The following is a 17,976-nucleotide window of genomic DNA, read 5'->3' on the forward strand; positions in this document are numbered from 1 at the left end:
AAACTAGGAAAACTAAGAAGTGATTCTTAGATGCTCCGAGGCTTCAGCCCGGAGTCATGTCACTCTCTAGCAATGACAATATCGTTCGACTTAATCACTGCATAAGCTTCTTTTCCCTCAGATAGTTCTAACTCTTCTGCCGAAGCTCTGGTAATAATTGAGGTTAATTCTACTTTATGAATAATTTCCAGAGTTACCTCACTATTAACTGCTCCATAAATAACTCGTTTAACAACACCTTTAAGAATATTACGAGAGCTAACTTTTAGTGATTTCTTGGGAATAGTACTTTCTATGTCAGGCTTTTGAGTATAGTAGATATCTTCCCGTTTTTCCTGCTGAGGTGGTGGTAATACGGCTGCTGAAGAATGCTGAGTGAGACTACGCACAAGTTCTCGCAAAATCTCAGTCTTGGTGCGTTGAGACTGTTCGCAGAACTCCTCAAGAATCTTCCGCTCGTCCTCTGAGGTTTGAAATGTAACCCATCCTTGTTCTTTTCTTGGCATAATAATATTATTTATCAATTTTGGTTATCTTGGTAAAATTCTACCAACTATCAATTCGATATCTCGTTTTAGTAATAACATTTTTTTTGCGAGAATTTTCGGCATTTTTGGCAAAATTAATCAACTAATCTGATAGAAATAACTACATCAATATTTATTTTTTTGTAGTTGCAAAGTATTTTGTTCCTTGAAAATGTCTAAGCGTCACTATCTTTATACTAACTAGGATAGTATGATATTGGTCTATGGTATTTGTCGAGATAGCGATGCCTATGGCGGGCTACGCCTACGCAGGGGTAATCTGGTAGAAAATTCCACTGGCGTAGGCGTAGCCCGTCGCAGACATCGCGTGAGTACCCTAGGATTATCTAACGTAAGTTCACAACCGGAGGATGAAACACCTAAAATCGCGTTCTCAAGACCTGCGGAGTTTATTTGAGAACAATATCACCATTGAATATGTGGCAGAACCCCTCAAAGCTATGCCAGCTAATGCGGAGGTGACAGAAGTGCTGCATTGGATGCAGGCACAAAATTTTGATGTTATCGGCGTTGAGACAGGAGATATTATAAGCGGTTATGTAGAACGCTCTACTTTGATTCAAGGCAAAGAAGGCAAGTGTGGCGACTATCAACGGGTGTTTCATCCCAAAGAACTAATAGCCATTTCCACCCCACTGATAAAGTTGCTACCCATCCTACAACAAACTCCGCGATTGTTTGTCTTGGACTGCAATCAGGTAAGTGGTATTATTACCTGTGGCGATTTGCAGAAAGCACCTGCGCGAATGCTACTGTTTGGCTTGGTAACGCTCCTAGAAATGAATTTGCTGCGCCTGGTGCGGATTTACTATCCTCAAGATTCTTGGCAAAAAGTCCTCAAACCTGAGCGCTTAGAAGTTGCTCAACGGTTATGGCGAGAGAGTCAGGAAAGAAACGAAGCTACGGATTTGTTAGATTATCTGCAATTCTGTGATAAGCGAGAGTTGATTTTAAATCAGCCAGAACTTCTCCAGCAACTGGGATTAAAATCCAAACGGTTTGGTGAACGCTTCCTAAAGTCTGCTGAACAGTTGCGAAACCGATTAGCTCACGCCCAAAATCTAGTTAGTGGCTCCTCTTGGACAGAGTTGATTTCTCTAGCAGAGGCGATGGAAACGCTGTTAATTCTCTGTGAGGAAGTTGAGTGAATCTTTCAAATTTGCACTGCATTATTTAACCATTTTGTCAAGTAAGATGATGTAGAAAAATCTAATAGCGCCTCACTTAAATCCTCTAATTGAGTAAGAGACTTGAGTTTAGAGTTAAAGCTGTGAACTACTCCGCCGCCGTAAGACGGACGGCGCTTCCCAATTCATCGGGAACAGCCTCCAGGACTTCGTAGTACCAGAAAGTCTAACATTCCCTCCAAGGGCAGGAGTCCTGGTTCCCAAGACCCAAATCTTTTTCTTGCAACATATACCTGTTAGCTTGGTTTTCGCTTATGGCATTGATGGTCAAGACCAAATAATTCTATCAGAAAATCTTCTCCCAAGGGGAGACGGCAAGGGCGATGACGAATCCCCCCGCTCACAATACCTACCATTAGAGTACATTGAACGCAAATAGCGTCTCGCAGAGAAGGTGGGGACTTCTGCGACACGTTAAAGCATTAAGTAAGAAATATCACAGTTTGCAATAATGTAACTGAGCTTTAACTTGGCTTGTTGAGTGAATCACTAACTTGAGTACCCGTATAATTGGGAACCCAACCCTCGGCTATTGCAAAATAGCGTACTGCTTTGAAATTCAACGACGCAGTTGGACTACACCAATGCTCAACCTCGGCGGGGATGTAAAGATAGTCTTGTGCCTGAACTAAAAGCTGTACCTGACTGCCATCAGGTCGCACGAAGCCATAGATCATTTCTCCTGCTAACACGTAGAGGGGTTCAGGCGCAGGATGAGTATGGTAACGGCTGTAGGTTGCTATCAGATGGTGAAGATTAAAGGAACCTGGATGCACATTTAGCAAGTCACACCAGATAGTGCCATTTTCTTGCTGAAGAAACTCAAAGACGCTGTTATGGAGTTCTACACAATAACGTTTCTCCGACTCAGTTAAAACGTCCTGGCTTAACAGATTGGGGAAGAGTAGCGATGTTCCTGGGTCGTAGTGTCTGAGTTGAATGCCAAAAGGCGCAAGTTCACGAGCTATTTCGCCTAAATCGCTCTCAATCGTACCGTCGTCAAGTAGTAGGTTAGCCATGACAAAAAGACTAATTAACTGTTAAGAAAAGTATACTCTATCTTTGAGGTAAAAAGCCACTATTCCCGACTGACAAACCGGGGAATGGGGCAGAGAGACAAGGGGACAAGGGGACAAGAAGTGAGAACTTGAAACAAGTCTTTCCCCTTGTCCCCAATTCTCCTTGTCCCCAAGTCCTCTTCCCAATGCCCAATGCCCCATGCCCATTTACAGAATATAATTTATCGCCAGAATGATGTTCATTGGTACCACTAGCATCTAAGCTAGTACGGGTGAACTATATACAGCATAGAATGTCTGACTTAATTCTGTTTTGGCATCGGCGCGATTTACGCATTTCTGACAATACGGGGCTGGCTGCGGCAAAACGGCAAAGTCCAAAGGTGGTGGGCGTGTTTTGCCTCGATCCACATATTTTAGAACGGGATGATGTTGCTCCTGTGAGAGTAACTTATATGATTGGCTGTTTGCAGAAACTCCAAGAGCGATATGCTCAAGTTGGTAGCCAGTTATTAATACTACACGCTGATCCTGTACAAGCTATACCAGCTTTAGCAGAGGCAATAAATGCCAAAGCTGTTTTTTGGAATTGGGATGTAGAACCTTATTCACAAGAACGCGATCGCACCATTATAAATGCCCTCAAAGAAAAAGGTATTGAGTTTCTTAATCAAAACTGGGATCAAATCCTCAATTCCCCAGATGAGATCCGCACGGGTGGTAATAGTCCTTACACAGTTTATACCCCCTTCTGGAAAAATTGGATTACCAAACCGAAAGCGAACCCAGTTGAAACACTGCAAAACGTTGAGGGATTAACAGAAGCTGAACAAGAAATTGCCAAACTTGCGGGTTCTTTGACATTACCTTCAGCAAAAGATTTAGGGTTTATTTGGGATGAACAATTAATTATTTCACCAGGAGAGGCGGCGGCACAAGAACGATTAGAAGAATTTACTAATAAAGCTATTACTGAATACCAAGAACAGAGAAATTTTCCCGCAGTTGACGGAACATCACAACTGAGTGCAGCTTTAAAATTTGGGGTAATTGGCATTCGCACCGTTTGGCAAGCAACCATAGAAGCACTGGAAAATAGTCGTAGTGAGGAAACAGCAGTTAATATCCGCACATGGCAACAGGAATTAGCTTGGCGGGAGTTTTATCAACACGCAATGTATAACTTCCCGGAATTAGCCGATGGTGCTTTCCGCGACACCTTTAAGAACTTTCCTTGGGAAACTAATGAAGAACATTTCCAAGCTTGGTGTGAAGGAAGAACTGGCTACCCTATTGTGGATGCAGCAATGCGCCAGATGAATGAAAGTGGCTGGATGCACAACCGTTGTCGAATGATTGTTGCTAGTTTCCTCACTAAAGACTTGCTAATTAATCCCCAATTGGGAGAAAAATACTTTATGCAGAAGTTGATTGATGGAGATTTGTCTGCTAATAATGGCGGTTGGCAATGGAGTGCTTCTAGCGGTATGGACCCCAAACCTGTGCGGATTTTCAATCCAGCCAGTCAAACACAAAAATTCGATCCAGAAGGGGAATATATTCGGCAATGGGTATCAGAATTAAGGTCTGTAGATACAGAATATTTAGTTACTGGGAAAATTCCACCTTTAGAACGTCATGCTGTTGGCTATCCTGACCCAATTGTGGATCATAAAATACAACAAAACCAGTTTAAACTGCGTTATCAACAACAAAAAAATATTAGTGGTGGTGAGTAAGATAGTTAATTGTTAATATTTATTCATAGCATCTCTGGCTAATCAACCTTACTTCAAAAACGTTTGTAGTCATGACTGAAGTCCTGATTTTACTCGTGTAGTCCTCGAAGAAAGGACTAAAGTCTTTACTACAAACATATCAAATATTTTAACGGGTATCAGATTACGTCTTGATAGGTACACGAGAAATTGTCCATAACACGATCAAAAAGATTAAGTAAATTGCGCCAACTAATCCAAACTCAATCAGAGGAATATAGGTTACTTCGTAAATTCTGCCCAAGCCGCGTTCAGTAAGCCCATAAACGACCATTACACTGACTAAAAAGGCTGCGTATATAGTACGTTTAGTCCAGATACCAACAGGTAGACCGTGGAGTTGGGTAAGTACTAAAATGCCAAGAAAACCAAAGAGAAATGTTGGCCACTTGCTTTGTCCTAGCATCAAAGATACAACTACACTATGTAAAACCACTGTAATTTCTAAAGTGAATGTCCACCAACGGTTGACATGGGCGCGGTTAAAGATCAACGACGATTGGAGCAGAAGCAAGAACATATAGAGAAAACCAATTAAGTGCCCTACAGTCGCTTCCATTGGATGATACCAGAAGGTGTAGATGGCGGCAAAGGAGAAAAAGTAGCCGTGGTACAGCTTGATAATTTGCAAAAACTGTTGATGGAATGGAACAGAATTGCCAAAAAACAAACCGCGTCGAGGCGTTTCTAAAATCAGTACGAACACCAGTAACAGTACAACTGCACCTTGAGAAGCCCAAATTGAAGTATCTTGAGCGAGAGCATCGTACCAAATGTAGGTCTGGAGGAAGTGTAAAGCGATAAATATACCATTGATGGCAAGCATGAGGTAATTTATCGGGTGCAGGGCTGATTTGTATTTCAACTGCGATCGCTGCGCCCACAAGATACACGCCCAGATGCTAAACTGATGCCCAATGTACATACCCCAAGCTGTCGTTCGACTCCAAAAGGTTGGTTGGGGAAGCTTCCAATAGTACCAGTTTAATCCTTGGTCAGGAAGTTTGACGATGCTTGCAGGAATGCTCCCACCGATCCAAATTGCGTAAGTTAGGAGGATGCTTACAAAGATGCCTAAAAATAATACTCGGCGACCTGTCATATTATTAATTCGTAGTTCGTAATTCGTAATTCGTAATGTTTAATAACAAGGGGAGAATAACCTCCTCAAAGTCCTCCTTTTTAAGGAGGATTTAGGAGGATCTAAAGTTTTGGATACATCAGCAATAACTTTAGATCCTTTAAGACTTGGATTGTCAGGCTATACGTTCTTTGTTTGATTCAGATGCACTTTTAGTAACTCGTAAACTAAGAAATAAAGCTACGATCATTACTAAAAATCCGCTCAAAAAAGGAGAATCACTCCCAAATTTCATAAAACTAATCCCTGCCCAAATTGGCCCAACGATGCGTGCTAAGGCAGAACAAGAACTGGCAATTCCTAATATTTGTCCTTGCTCTTCTGGGGCAGTCATCTGGGAAATTAGGCTATTCAATATTGGTTGACTAACACTAATTCCCCATGCCACAAGTGTAGTAGCGACCAACAATAAACTTAAGCTTTGTGAGAATCCAATTAGCAGTAATCCTAAACCTAACCCTAATATCCCCAAGGTCAGTAATTTGATTTCACCAAAGTTTTTCTTGAGGAATCCGATTAGTCCTCCTTGAACGATTGTGCTAACAATCCCCATGAAAGCAAAAAGATAACTAGTTTGTTGAGGGCCCCAGTTTAATTGCTGCTTAGACCATAAAGCTAATGTAGAGTCCATAGCTGCAACTGCAAAGGTAACAAAAAAGTAGATACCTACAAGCACACAAAACTGTGGACGCTGTGACAGTTGTAATAAGTTCAGCCGTCGCCGGCGGTGGCGATTAGCTTGCATCTTGGCTTTAGTTTCAGAATTTAGAGATTCAGGAAGTAACATCAAAGCACAAAGCAATGCAAATAAAGATAATCCACCTGAGAACAACGACGGTAAATGAAAGTTAGCGTTGTCTGGATCTGACCCGATGAGAAGACCTCCAATAGCTGGGCCGAGAATGAAGCCAAGACCAAAAGCTGCTCCGATTATGCCCATACCACGGGCTCGATTAGCTGGCGTAGTAATATCTGCGATGTATGCCTGAGCAGTACTAATATTCCCTGCCATAATCCCCGCAAGACTACGAGCAAGAAACAACATCCATAATGAGTTAGCAAAGCCTAAGCCTGTGTATGCTATTACAGAACCGAATAAGGTCAGTAATAAAACCGGACGACGACCGTAGCGATCGCTAAATCTGCCCCATACTGGTGCAAATAAGAACTGCATTAAAGAATAAATAGCTACAAGTAGAGTGGCTTCATTAGGTTTTGCGCCGAATTGTTCAGCATACAAAGGCAGTATCGGCAGAATAATTCCGAAGCCCAGCAGGTCTATAAATACAGTCAAAAATAAGACCAATATAGGTCTGCTATTATTTTTGCTCTCCATAGTGCAATTCCCTTTTTTAAAAAATATATGTAACTCGGATTGGTTTTATGCACAGCAGGGAATGCTCAATCGTAAAGACCCATTGAATGCAATCAGTAATCAGTTCAAGCAAAATGCGTGTATTTGAGCGTGGTTGAGCGAAATAGCGTGGAATAAACCCATTATGAAAATTAAGCCAGTAATACTACTAATAAAAGCAACTACGATCTCGTGCTTCCGTATAGCTTTTTGTATCTTAGCTTCTATGATGTGTTCGACTTCTTTGTATGACATTAACTTTAATTTGGCTAAAGATCAAAATGTTGCGGAACTTACGTCTGATAGAAGTTGGAGTATGTCTGGAACTTCAAACTTCTTCAATCACGAGCTATTTCGACGCTGTGTGAGCATCAAAATAAGTCGTATTGATCGTGACGTTAACGAGTATTGCTAACATCATTCGTAATTACAATCAGTGCTAGATGATTTCCGTAAAATAAATTACCCGATCGACCTATTGAGCAGGATAAAGGCATCTAAAGTATAAGAATCCTTTAATAGCAAGGGTTTTGGCTTTTTTTGAGTTAGCCTATTTTTCGTCAATATCCTTATACAGCAAGAATTTCAGAAATCCCGTGCGATCGCCCTGATCTATTAAGTTAGTTGTGATTCCCTAATGGGAAAATGACTGTTTGATCTGGTAATTTCTTATTCAAAAATCTCCTTAGCTCTGGACTAATGACTGATAGCGACACGAGAAATCGAGTCCACGTAACCATTGCTACGGGGATTTTACTACTCAAAGTGCCTCGGAAAGAGTATGTTGCAGACCACCCAATCAGAGATTTTGGTGTGAGCTACTGTACCCTCTTCCAAATTACGAATTAGAATTAATTATTTGGCTAAGTTACGTTGGCGTAGCTTCAAAACAGCACCAGAAACACCAAAAGCTAATATCGCCAAGGTATAAGTCGATTCGGGAACTGCAAGAATACTTACCTGATTAATGGCCAAACCGAATTGGGGAGCAGAACTACTAAAAACTAGTCGTGAGATGTTTGGAGTGTCACTACGAACTCCCAAGAACACTGCCGAATTATCTAATGCTAAGGACGAAATATTTGGAACTGAGAAACTAGCCAACAGATTATTGGTGCTATCAAAAGCGTTGAGAAAAGTTTCAATTTTCAATTTACTACTGTCTATAGCTATCTGAGCCCCAGCGCCGAAAACAGGCTGGGCAAAACTAATTGTTAAAGGTTCACCGTTACCCTTAGTACCAGGATCAGGAGTACCAGGAGGAAGAGGGATAAAACCTGTTGGATCTATACCTCCAAAGAGAATAAAATCACCTAAAGCAAAGTTACTCCGAATTCCAGGGGAAGGTAAAGTTTGAAAAACAAACGGTGGAGTAACCCGAGGATTATTAGTTGGAGCTATATTTATATCTAACCCTAAACCACCTTGGGATGTTGTTGAGAAAGAATTAGGTAAAAAAACAGAAAAGTCAGGAGCAGAGGGATTGAATACTTTACCCAAACTTCCCCAATTGACTTGATCGTTGCCTTCTAAACCAGCGCGTTCCGTTACTAAAAATGTAGCTGCATTAACTGGTAATGGGAGAATCGTGACTATAGCTGTAATTACAGTTAAATATTTTACAGACAGCTTCTTGAATAATGGATTGATTGTAAATTGCACCAAGCTCACTCCTTAATTTTGTAGAATAATATCATTAAAATAGGATAATTCAACACCAAAAATTAAACAGTATGTTTTTCATGGCAAACGCATCGAATTTATAAAACTCCTGCTAAATAAAGCTTCTAGCTATAAAATAGCCTAAATTATCAAACGCTACACCCCTTACTCTTAAAGGATTATTATACCTTAGATGCGTTTACCCTAGTGTGTTGATTCGAGAGATTTGAAGCAACTGCCATATTCAATGAATATGTTGCAAAAACTTTTGGTTTTCCAGTATTTTTCACACCAAATTATTAGTTAATCATCAAAATTTGGCTTTAAAATCTAGCTTCGAATACCTAAATAATAGAAAAGCGTGAAATTTTAAAAGATAACGCCTGTTTTTGCCGTACAGCAATATTTTCAGGTTTCTAGCAGATTGATTTAGGATATAAAGTACTGAATAACCAAATTTTTTGAGGGCTAGCTGGTGAGAGTTGACACAATTCATACTTTTACCAGCCCAACCTCATTCTATTTTTGCAACATAACTTTTATCCTGGGGTACAAAGACAATTACTCGTGTCTGTACCACTCTCAATTTGTTATGTGTAAACTAATAGTCAGTGCTTCCACAACAAATCTACAATAAAGAGCAAAAAGCTTTAACTTTTCATGGAGATATAACCCGTAGAACTTTACACCAACTGAATACTCAAATTGGATGAGAGATTTTCAATGAAGGCGAGTTGATTTCCTAAGAAAGACAAGTTACCGCTAGAAGAGTCGTAGGTAAAGTCACTAAGATTAGTAGTACCAAACCCTGCTTTAGAAACTTGGATTACGTCACTCTGACCAAAGTTGTAATCTGTAATGGTGTCAATACCATCATTAACATTATTGAAAACAAACTTATCGGCACCAAAACCACCGGTGAGAATATCGTTACCTTTTCCACCGATGATGGTGTCATTACCGAAGCCACCGGAGATAGTGTCATCACCATCTTTACCTTCTAATCGGTTATTTTGGCTATCGCCAGTAATGCTGTCATTTGCATTTGTACCGATGAGATTATCAAAGTTGAGTACATTAAATGTTATTGTCCCCAGACTAGGAACATTAAGGGCAGAGATAGTTTGCTCCTGTAAGTTAGCGATGACAGATACACCAGCAACAGATTGAGAGGAATCTATGGTGTTATTCGCAACGCTAGCATCAGCAATAACTGTTTCTACTTTAAATACTGTGTCTGTTCCAAAGCCGCCAGCTTTGGTGATTTGTCCTACACCTGATAGGGTGATGGCTTTGCCTAGTTTGCTGTAGTCTGCTGTATCTAAACCATCTCCACCATTAATGCTGTCGTTACCCCGACTGCCCTTGAAAGTATCATCGCCTGCACCACCTATCAATGTGTCATTGCCATCTCCACCATCAATCAGGTCGTTGCCATCTCTACCATCAATCAGGTCATTCCCAGCGAGACCAGATAACTGGTTATTTTGACCGTCGCCCTTAAGGGAGTCATTGTTAATTGTGCCAATGACATTGGCAAAGTTAACTACATTAAATGTTAATGTTCCCAAACCAGGAACGTTAAGGGCAGAGATAGTTTGGGCTTCTAAGTCAGCAACGGCAGCGACCCCAGACAAAGATTGAGATGCATCTATGGTGTTGTTAGCAACACTAGCATCAGCGATTACCCTATCTACTTTAAAGACTGTATCTGTTCCGAAACCGCCAGCTTTAGTAATTGTCCCTACACCTGAGAGGGTAATTTTCTTGCCTAAGCTACTGTAATCTGCTGTATCAAAGCCATCACCACCATTAATGCTGTCGTCACCTTGACTGCCTCTAAATGTGTCATTGCCGCCATTGCCTGTTAATTTATTATTTTGGCGATCGCCAGCAATGAAGTCATCTTCATTTGTGCCGATTACATCGTCAAAGTTAACTACAGTAAATGGTAATGTCCCTAGACCAGGAACGTTATTGGCTGTCAAAGTTTGACTTTGTAGGTTAACTGTAATCGATACACCAGCTAAAGATGCGGAAGCATCTATAGTGTTATTGGCAACAGTAGAATCAGCAATAATCTTTTCTACATTCAATAGTTGGTCTTGTCCCAATCCACCAGCTTTAGTAACTGTCCCTACTCCTGAGAGGGTAATAGTTTGACCTAGTTTGCTGTAGTCTGCGGTATCTGTACCGACTCCACCATCAATCTTGTCATTGCCCTGACTACCCTTAAAGGTGTCATTACCATTACCACCAAACAACGTATCACTGCCTTCACCACCATCAATGATGTCATTGCCACCTTTACCATCAATCAGGTCATTACCAGCAAGACCAGATAACTGGTTATTTTGACCATCGCCCTTAAGGGTGTCATCGTTAATTGTGCCGATAACGTTGTCAAAGTTAACTACATTAAATGTCAATGTTCCTAAACCAGGAACGTTAAGAGCAGAGATGGTTTGGGCTTCTAAGTCGGCAACAGCAGCTACTCCAGACAAAGATTGAGAGGCATCTATAGTATTGTTGGCAACACTAGCATCAGCAACAACCTTATCTACTTTCAAGAGTTGGTCTTGGCCCAATCCACCAGCTTTGATAACTGTCCCTACACCTGAGAGGGTAATAGTTTTACCTAATTTGCTGTAGTCTGCTGTATCAAAGCCAGCCCCACCATCAATGTTGTCGTTACCCTGACCACCCTTAAAGGTGTCATCGCCATCTCCACCGAACAATGTATCATTGCCATCTCCACCATCAATCAGGTCATTGCCACCTCTACCATCAATCAGGTCGTTGCCAGCTAGACCAGTTAATTGGTTATTTTGGCTGTCGCCTTTAAGGGTGTCATCATTAATCGTGCCGATAACGTTGTCAAAGTTGACTACATTAAATGTCAATGTTCCCAAACCAGGAACGTTAAGAGCAGAGATGGTTTGGGCTTCTAAGTCAGCAACAGCAGCTACCCCAGGCAAAGATTGAGAGGCATCTATAGTGTTGTTGGCAACAGTCGCATCTGCAATTATCCTATCTACTTTAAAGACTGTATCTGTTCCAAAACCCCCAGCTTTGGTAATTGTTCCTACACCTGAGAGGGTAATGTTTTTGCCTAAGTTGCTGTAGTCTGCGGTATCAAAGCCATCACCACCATCAATGCTGTCGTCACCTCGACTGCCCTTGAATGTATCATTGCCGCCATTACCAGCCAAAGTATCGTTGCCATCTCCACCATCAATGATGTCATTTCCAAGGTCCCCGGAGATGTTGTCATTGCCTGCACGACCAGAAATCTGATCGTCACCACTAGTACCCACCAAAAAGTCATTGTTAGGAGTACCAACAATAATGGACATAATGTATAACCTTTATAGTTTTGCAGATCAAATTTATTTGATCGTTGTAATACTCGCATAATACAATGATCGCAATTATAAATTTCTGATGAAATAAGCCTAAATATAATTAATCCTGTTTTATATCTCTGGCGAAATAAAAATACTACTCACTCTGAAATTATTAAAACCTCTTTAAGGCTCTCAAAAATGCCGAAACAAAAGTGTTGCAATTTTTGAAACCCAATTAGATACAAAACTTATCATCTGTACAACCTCATCATGATATGTAACGAAAATAGGCTGTTCCAGAATATCCTTATAAGAGCGAATAAGCCTTCTTTAGCGGCAAGCAATGCTGTGCCCCTATGAAAAATGTCGTTTTTCAACTTCTCTATATTTGGTATATCTTGCCAATGAGTAATTCTTAAAATACGTTTTTTAATCAAGATATATTCCACATTGCGCTTAATCTCTTTTTTGAAATTGATTTAGGATTGCTATAGCTATTAGTTATTATCAAAAAACTGTTGTAATAAATTTCCTAGATTTTAATAATCAGTGATTATTTTGACTTGATATTACCTCTAGTAATAGAAAGCAGAGTGGGGGAGATGAGGAGGATGAGGGAGATCAAGATAATAACTCCCAACTCCCAACTCCCTATTCTATTTTTCAATTACTAGAATCATTGGATCTGTTATCATCAGCATTTTGTTTGATAATTACTGATGAATGTTGATGAGCGTTCGTCGTACCCCTACGAGGAAGCAAGCTACGCGCAGCGTCTCCGACTCAGAGCAAACGCATCTAATTTTCGGTCACGATTCCTCAAATAAGCGATCGCCCTGATGTAAACGTTCCGCAATTTGATAAGTTTGCCCTTGAGATCGCATTGTCGGAGAATGAGCGGCTAAATACCGAGATGCAGCCACTAGTATATGAATTCCAGCCGAAGTTTGACCGAGGAAAGAATACTGACGAAAAGCGGCTTCTATTTCTTGAATGACATGAAAATCACGGTTTTCTCGTAGCATCAATTTTCCCAGTCTTGCCATCAGTTTTTCAGCACTACCACCACTGTATAAATAGTTAGCAACTAATTGCCCTGTCTGGTTTACTTGCTGCTGACGGTTTAATAAATCTGGTAGCTGCTTGAGTAATTGTTCGGGATTTTCCACAGTGTCTTTAGGTTCTGGCAGGCGTGCTGGTGGGACATTCAAAAAACGATTTAAATACACACTCATCGCTGCATCAAACACACCTCTTAGCACTTCGACTGTTGGTACTCTTCGTAAAGCTTGATGTACGGCATTTGCAAACGTAAATGGATGGTGGGCTGAATTCCAATCTCCAAAGTCATTATTGGTGTGGAAGCGAGCTACTCGTAATGCTGCTACATAAGTAACTACACCAGCTAATTGTTCTTCAGTACAACCTGCTTCCAGTGCATTCAACAGCGAGTCTGCGATCGCTTGTGGGTCTTCACCCAATAAAATGGGTACTAGTTCCTCTGCTTGTGACCAACTTCCTTGTCGAGATTTGCCTACACTTAATGCAGTCGGTAATTGCTCAAAAGCCGACTCTAATATTGCCACCAAATCTACAGGGTAGCGCCAAGAATTGGATTCTTCCATGCGGGAGGCATTGGCTAAACCCGAAACTAGGCTAGCCAGAATTGATTCTGCTGCTTGCCAAGCTATAGCATCAAGTGCTTCTAATGCTTTATTGATAAAATCAAGCGTATGCCCAACATCAAGATAGCGACGATCCGTAGCAGCACAGAACAGCATATCTGCTATTTGCTTTGAATTAGCTCCTGAACGAATAGCAGAGACTAAACATCTTTGTGCCGCTTCAGCATCCCGCACCTGAATAAATTGGCGAAACCAGTTTTTGAGAGTCGCAAAATCTACTTTCGAGTTGGGTAATGGGTGAACGACAAACTCTGGTGGCGCACCTGCACTATCATTAGCTACTGCTGACAGTCCGTGGAATAAAGCACGGGGTTTGTCTTCTACATCGAGATAAGGTAGTAGATTCATCATACAGGTATGGATAGTCAAACCTGTACTCCAACCTGCTTTGTTATAACGAGTTCCAAATTCTAGCCCCATGAGAAATGGTTCTACCGGATTCACCCCTATATCTAAGAGTGCAAGCGTTGATTTCGCAATCACTAAAGAAATATTCTGCTCTAAACCGTCTTGCAGACGTTGGGAGTGGTGGCTATGAGGGTTAACTAGTGGCGCTAAATTTACCCAAACTTCACCATCACGGATTTCTACTGGGAAACAAGGAACATCATCTGCCCACGAGTCAAACGTTCCACCACTAGCAAGATCAAAGCGGGCATAATGCCAAGGACAGGTAACAATACCATCTTTGCAAGTGCTTCCTTGTAAGGGAAAGCCCATGGGGAGCGATGCGATTTTGTTAGATCGGACTTTAATTCTCAGTTACAAAGGTAGATTCTCAATAAAAACAGTTATTTAGCTGCGATCGCACCCCTAAAAAGGTGATTTAGCACCCGAATTTTAAGCACCTCACAAAATCGCATCGCTCCCAAGCCCATGTGAGGACAACGGTTATCAATTGCGTAAACTGTATTGTTTGAATAAAACAAAGCAATGGTATGCTTTTCCTTGTGGACTAATAAACTGCCTGCTGCCTGAACTTCTGCAAGTTGAGCAACACGGATATAATCGTCTGTTTTCGTTGTACCTTCAAATATTTGAGTCATTTAATTGCACATAGGTAAATGTCAAAACCCTTATTTCTACTCTGACAAAGTTTTTCAGGTTTGAGCATTTGTGCATTCTAATTTTTGTTAACTTTAGAATCAGTAGTAAGGCCTACAGCAACCCCTTCGCTTAAGGCTGCTTTCTACTCTATTTCAGTTATGTATTTTTTGAAGTTGTTAATACAGTTTGCTTTTCCAGCAAAGTTTGTAAATCTACAATCAGATTCTCTCCATTTCGCCGCGCCTCCCATAAACCAGAGTAGCGAGAGCCAATGCTCCACTTTCCTTGCATATAATCTTCGTTTTCTGAGACTGTACCTGTGTATGTAAGAGACCATTTATAAATTCACGCATATCTGTTGTGCGTGGATGCCCTCCTTCTTTAGCTGGTGGAATCAAGGGAGCCAAGATTTCCCACTCTATATCAGTTAAATCTGTGGGGTAAGACTTTCGCGCCATACCGACTATCTATGTAAATACACTGCACATGAAGTATTTTATCGTTATCATAACTCCTTTCTCCTGGCTTTTAGATTTACTTTATAAATAGCCTCTAACTGGTGAAGGCGAAGTTATTAAATAAAGCTTTGTAAAGCTGATATTACGTCCAATTACCTCACCGCTAACAGTCGCTTCTCCTAAATAGTTATCATCCAAAATAGAACCCTTGAGAACATTTCCACTTTGCACAAAAGTTGCTTCAAATCGACTTGGCATTTCATCTTGCCAGTAAGTTCCTAACCAATTACCATTTATGTCCGCCATAGGAGTTTACAGTAATTTATGTTTTTTAATCTATATTACTATTTTGTATAGCGTTAACGTGCCATAAAAGATTGACTCAACATATTTACGGTCTTGGGCTAGATGCCAACTTTTTCAGCCATACAGATGCTTCTTTGTACAACTTGAACCTGCTTTCATATACACGAAACTCTTTTGTGTGAACCATTCTTCTGCCCTGAACCCACTTTATACCGTGGTACTTGTGCAGCAATTCGTGATATAAAACGAATTCAGCAACAAACTCCGGTATATTGGCATTGTCAAGAGTCAAACTTATCACCACACGATCTCTAGCTGTCTCATAATGTCCGAACTTACGGTAAGTATTAATTTGGCTCCATGTAAGGCGTGGTTTGACAAGATTTGCCGCAAAATATTCGTAATTCAGTTTGTCAAATAAATGATGTAGGTTATAAAATTTACCTTGTGCATTCTCTGCAATTACTTCAGCAATTAAATCAAGTTCTAGTAGTACATCGCTGTATTCTGATGAACTGGCAAACGACCTAATAAGTCGTGTACTAGCTTGGCTATTCCCCAAAAGGGCAGATTTGACTACCGCCTGTAAAACTTCTTCTGACGCATTAATAAAACCTTCATTAATCACGATTTTAGCAACGTTACTAGACTTCTTACCCTTGTATAAGAGTGCAAGATTAGTGAATTCAATCATTACTTCGATTGACCCTTGACCATTATTGAGAATTTTTTTAGCGATTTGCCGCACATAAGAAGTGCTTCTCAGATGAAGTTGCAGCTTGCATTCATCTGTTAAGAACTTCATCCAGGAGTATATTTGGCGGGATGAACTAGTCAGGTTGGCAGGCGTTACTTGCTGCTGGAAGCATATTTTTTCAATTGCTGTCACTGTTTTTACTAAAGTCTCGGTTATTTGTTGTATGTGAGCAGCGTTTGGGGTTGGAGTTGAAGATAAATCGAAAATCTTTTGTAAGATAATATTTTGTTGGATTTTGATGTTTTTTATACTAATACTCTCAATGCTCATCTTATTTGTATAAATCGAATTAGTTAGCAATTTATCTAATTTAATATATTAAAAAATGAGCCTTCCAGATGAATTGAGTGTACCAAAATGTTGACTTGCTCGATATCTGACTTTTACCCTTAAGTCTTCAAAGGCTAGAAGACAATATTATGGCAACTGGTTGAGCAACTTTTGTAAACTATCTTTGCACCAAGTCAAAGCTATGTAGAGTATTGTATCTATAATAAGTTACAGCTAATTCTAGCTATAAGTGCAGCTCATAGCGCTTCAAACATGTGTATCGCTTTCTTTACGCATCAAAGGCGACACGAACAACTAAATTTTATCGGCAACGCAATAGTCTCTATTCTTATTGCTAATATGCTTAATCCGCGATCGCATCGCATATTGTTCAAATTATCACTGTAACCATCAGTCTGCCGCAGGACAAACCCAAAGGTTTGATTTAACGTTCCGCGATCGCAGTTTTAGCATTTGGTTTTAAAATCATACAGTTGCCGAAAGATCAGGGTTTATGTAACCTTAAAACCAAGAGATCGTTCCTGAGTATAAATACTCATTTTGGTCAACGAATCACGGAGCAAACTTATGGTTACAGTCACAAAAAGATAACAGTTAACATCCTATGCAGCAGTCCACAAGAGGCAATTACCGGGATTTTTGGCGACAGCTTGTTACGTTGGCTGCAATCTTTGGTGCTTTCGTTATCAACGTACTATCGAACGTTTTTCCACTCAATGGACTCAGTATAGGGGAAATTTCCAATACTTTATTTAAAAATGTCCTGATTATCCCTGCCAATTACGCCTTTGCTATCTGGGGGCTGATTTACCTTGGGTTGTTTGCTTTTGGGATATACCAAGCTTTACCTAACCAACGAGATGAGCCTGATTTACGTAAGACAGGTTATCTGTTGATGATTGCCTGTGTTGCTCAAAGTATCTGGGTATATCTGTTTTTGTCTCGGCTTTTTGCTCTTTCTGTAATTGCAATGTTTTTGATTCTGTTGCCCCTGATTGGTGTTTATGTACAGTTAGAAATTGGCAAATCGCGTGTACCTAGGCTGAAAAAATGGTGTCTTCACTTTCCGATCAGCATTTATCTAGGCTGGATTAGCGTGGCGACCATCGTCAATGTAGCGTGTGCCTTGTATTTTCACGGGTGGAACGGTTGGGGAATTTCTGCTATAACATGGACTCTCATCATGGTACTGATAGCAACAGCAGTTGCAGTAGTTATAGTTATCCAGCGTCGAGACATCGCTTATACAGGAGTAATACTCTGGGCACTAGTAGCAATCGCACTCAAACACTCTGATAACTCAATACTCAAAAATACCGTGTTTGTTTTGGCAATAGTCCTAGTTTTGACCGCTACGATTAAAAGCTTACGCCCCCAACAAGAACATATTTAACTG

At 40.5% G+C, this 17,976-nt stretch carries 14 protein-coding genes and 2 pseudogenes; 4 read left to right on the plus strand and 12 right to left on the minus strand.

The genetic code is table 11. The features are described from left to right. Positions 1-59: 59 nt before the first annotated feature. Entirely contained in the window at positions 60-506 is a 447-nt protein-coding gene (locus tag FD724_RS01915; protein ID WP_179071399.1) for a molybdopterin-binding protein, read from the minus strand. Positions 507-738: 232 nt separating this feature from the next. Here FD724_RS01915 and FD724_RS01920 point away from each other — a divergent pair, with 232 nt between their 5' ends. Both FD724_RS01920 and FD724_RS01925 read left to right on the plus strand, forming a co-directional pair. Further along, on the plus strand, positions 739-945 hold the full coding sequence (locus FD724_RS01920) for a hypothetical protein (RefSeq protein ID WP_179071400.1): 207 nt from the start codon (positions 739-741) through the stop codon (positions 943-945). Next, positions 899-1,696 carry a hypothetical protein gene (locus FD724_RS01925; RefSeq protein ID WP_179071401.1) on the plus strand — a complete coding sequence of 266 codons (798 nt, stop codon included), beginning with the start codon at positions 899-901 and terminating at the stop codon, positions 1,694-1,696. The genes FD724_RS01920 and FD724_RS01925 overlap by 47 nt, the downstream gene beginning before the upstream one ends. A 5-nt stretch (positions 1,697-1,701) precedes the next feature. On the opposite strand, the gene FD724_RS41865 is transcribed toward FD724_RS01925, so the two are convergent. Then, entirely contained in the window at positions 1,702-1,860 is a 159-nt protein-coding gene (locus FD724_RS41865) for a DUF4351 domain-containing protein (RefSeq protein ID WP_179075377.1), read from the minus strand. Between the two features lie 339 nt (positions 1,861-2,199). After that, positions 2,200-2,754 (minus strand): acireductone dioxygenase, encoded by a 555-nt coding sequence (locus FD724_RS01935; RefSeq protein ID WP_179071402.1) that lies wholly within the window; start codon positions 2,752-2,754, stop codon positions 2,200-2,202. 293 nt (positions 2,755-3,047) lie between these two features. On the opposite strand from FD724_RS01935, the gene FD724_RS01940 reads away from it, so the two are divergent. Next, positions 3,048-4,493: a deoxyribodipyrimidine photo-lyase, 8-HDF type gene (locus FD724_RS01940; RefSeq protein WP_179071403.1), complete on the plus strand. Its 1,446-nt coding sequence runs from the start codon at positions 3,048-3,050 to the stop codon at positions 4,491-4,493. Between the two features lie 163 nt (positions 4,494-4,656). Here the strand turns inward: FD724_RS01940 and FD724_RS01945 are convergent, their stop codons facing one another. The 9 genes and pseudogenes from FD724_RS01945 to FD724_RS01985 form a co-directional block, all read right to left on the minus strand. Next, positions 4,657-5,634 carry a hypothetical protein gene (locus FD724_RS01945; RefSeq protein ID WP_179071404.1) on the minus strand — a complete coding sequence of 326 codons (978 nt, stop codon included), beginning with the start codon at positions 5,632-5,634 and terminating at the stop codon, positions 4,657-4,659. Between the two features lie 154 nt (positions 5,635-5,788). Then, a complete protein-coding gene (locus tag FD724_RS01950; RefSeq protein ID WP_179071405.1) occupies positions 5,789-7,009 on the minus strand; it encodes an MFS transporter in 1,221 nt (406 codons plus the stop codon). Positions 7,010-7,882: 873 nt separating this feature from the next. Next, positions 7,883-8,689 (minus strand): hypothetical protein, encoded by an 807-nt coding sequence (locus tag FD724_RS01955; protein ID WP_179071406.1) that lies wholly within the window; start codon positions 8,687-8,689, stop codon positions 7,883-7,885. Between the two features lie 683 nt (positions 8,690-9,372). Then, positions 9,373-12,045 (minus strand): calcium-binding protein, encoded by a 2,673-nt coding sequence (locus tag FD724_RS01960; protein WP_179071407.1) that lies wholly within the window; start codon positions 12,043-12,045, stop codon positions 9,373-9,375. An 800-nt stretch (positions 12,046-12,845) separates the two neighbouring features. Next, entirely contained in the window at positions 12,846-14,441 is a 1,596-nt protein-coding gene (locus FD724_RS01965) for a Rieske (2Fe-2S) protein (RefSeq protein WP_256874422.1), read from the minus strand. 71 nt (positions 14,442-14,512) lie between these two features. After that, positions 14,513-14,767: a Rieske 2Fe-2S domain-containing protein gene (locus tag FD724_RS01970; RefSeq protein ID WP_179071408.1), complete on the minus strand. Its 255-nt coding sequence runs from the start codon at positions 14,765-14,767 to the stop codon at positions 14,513-14,515. A 324-nt stretch (positions 14,768-15,091) separates the two neighbouring features. Then, positions 15,092-15,226 (minus strand): annotated as a pseudogene (locus FD724_RS01975) (transposase); the annotation flags it as partial. A 93-nt stretch (positions 15,227-15,319) separates the two neighbouring features. Continuing rightward, positions 15,320-15,532, minus strand: a pseudogene (locus FD724_RS01980) (hypothetical protein); the annotation flags it as partial. A gap of 85 nt (positions 15,533-15,617) precedes the next feature. Further along, positions 15,618-16,559, minus strand: coding sequence for a M48 family peptidase (locus tag FD724_RS01985; protein ID WP_179071409.1), 942 nt, complete (start codon positions 16,557-16,559; stop codon positions 15,618-15,620). 625 nt (positions 16,560-17,184) lie between these two features. Between FD724_RS01985 and FD724_RS01990 the strand changes: the two genes are divergently transcribed. After that, positions 17,185-17,973, plus strand: a complete 789-nt coding sequence (locus tag FD724_RS01990) for a tryptophan-rich sensory protein (RefSeq protein ID WP_179071410.1) — start codon at positions 17,185-17,187, stop codon at positions 17,971-17,973. Positions 17,974-17,976: the final 3 nt, after the last annotated feature.

This window comes from Nostoc sp. C057 (assembly GCF_013393925.1).
GTDB lineage: Bacteria > Cyanobacteriota > Cyanobacteriia > Cyanobacteriales > Nostocaceae > Nostoc > Nostoc muscorum_A.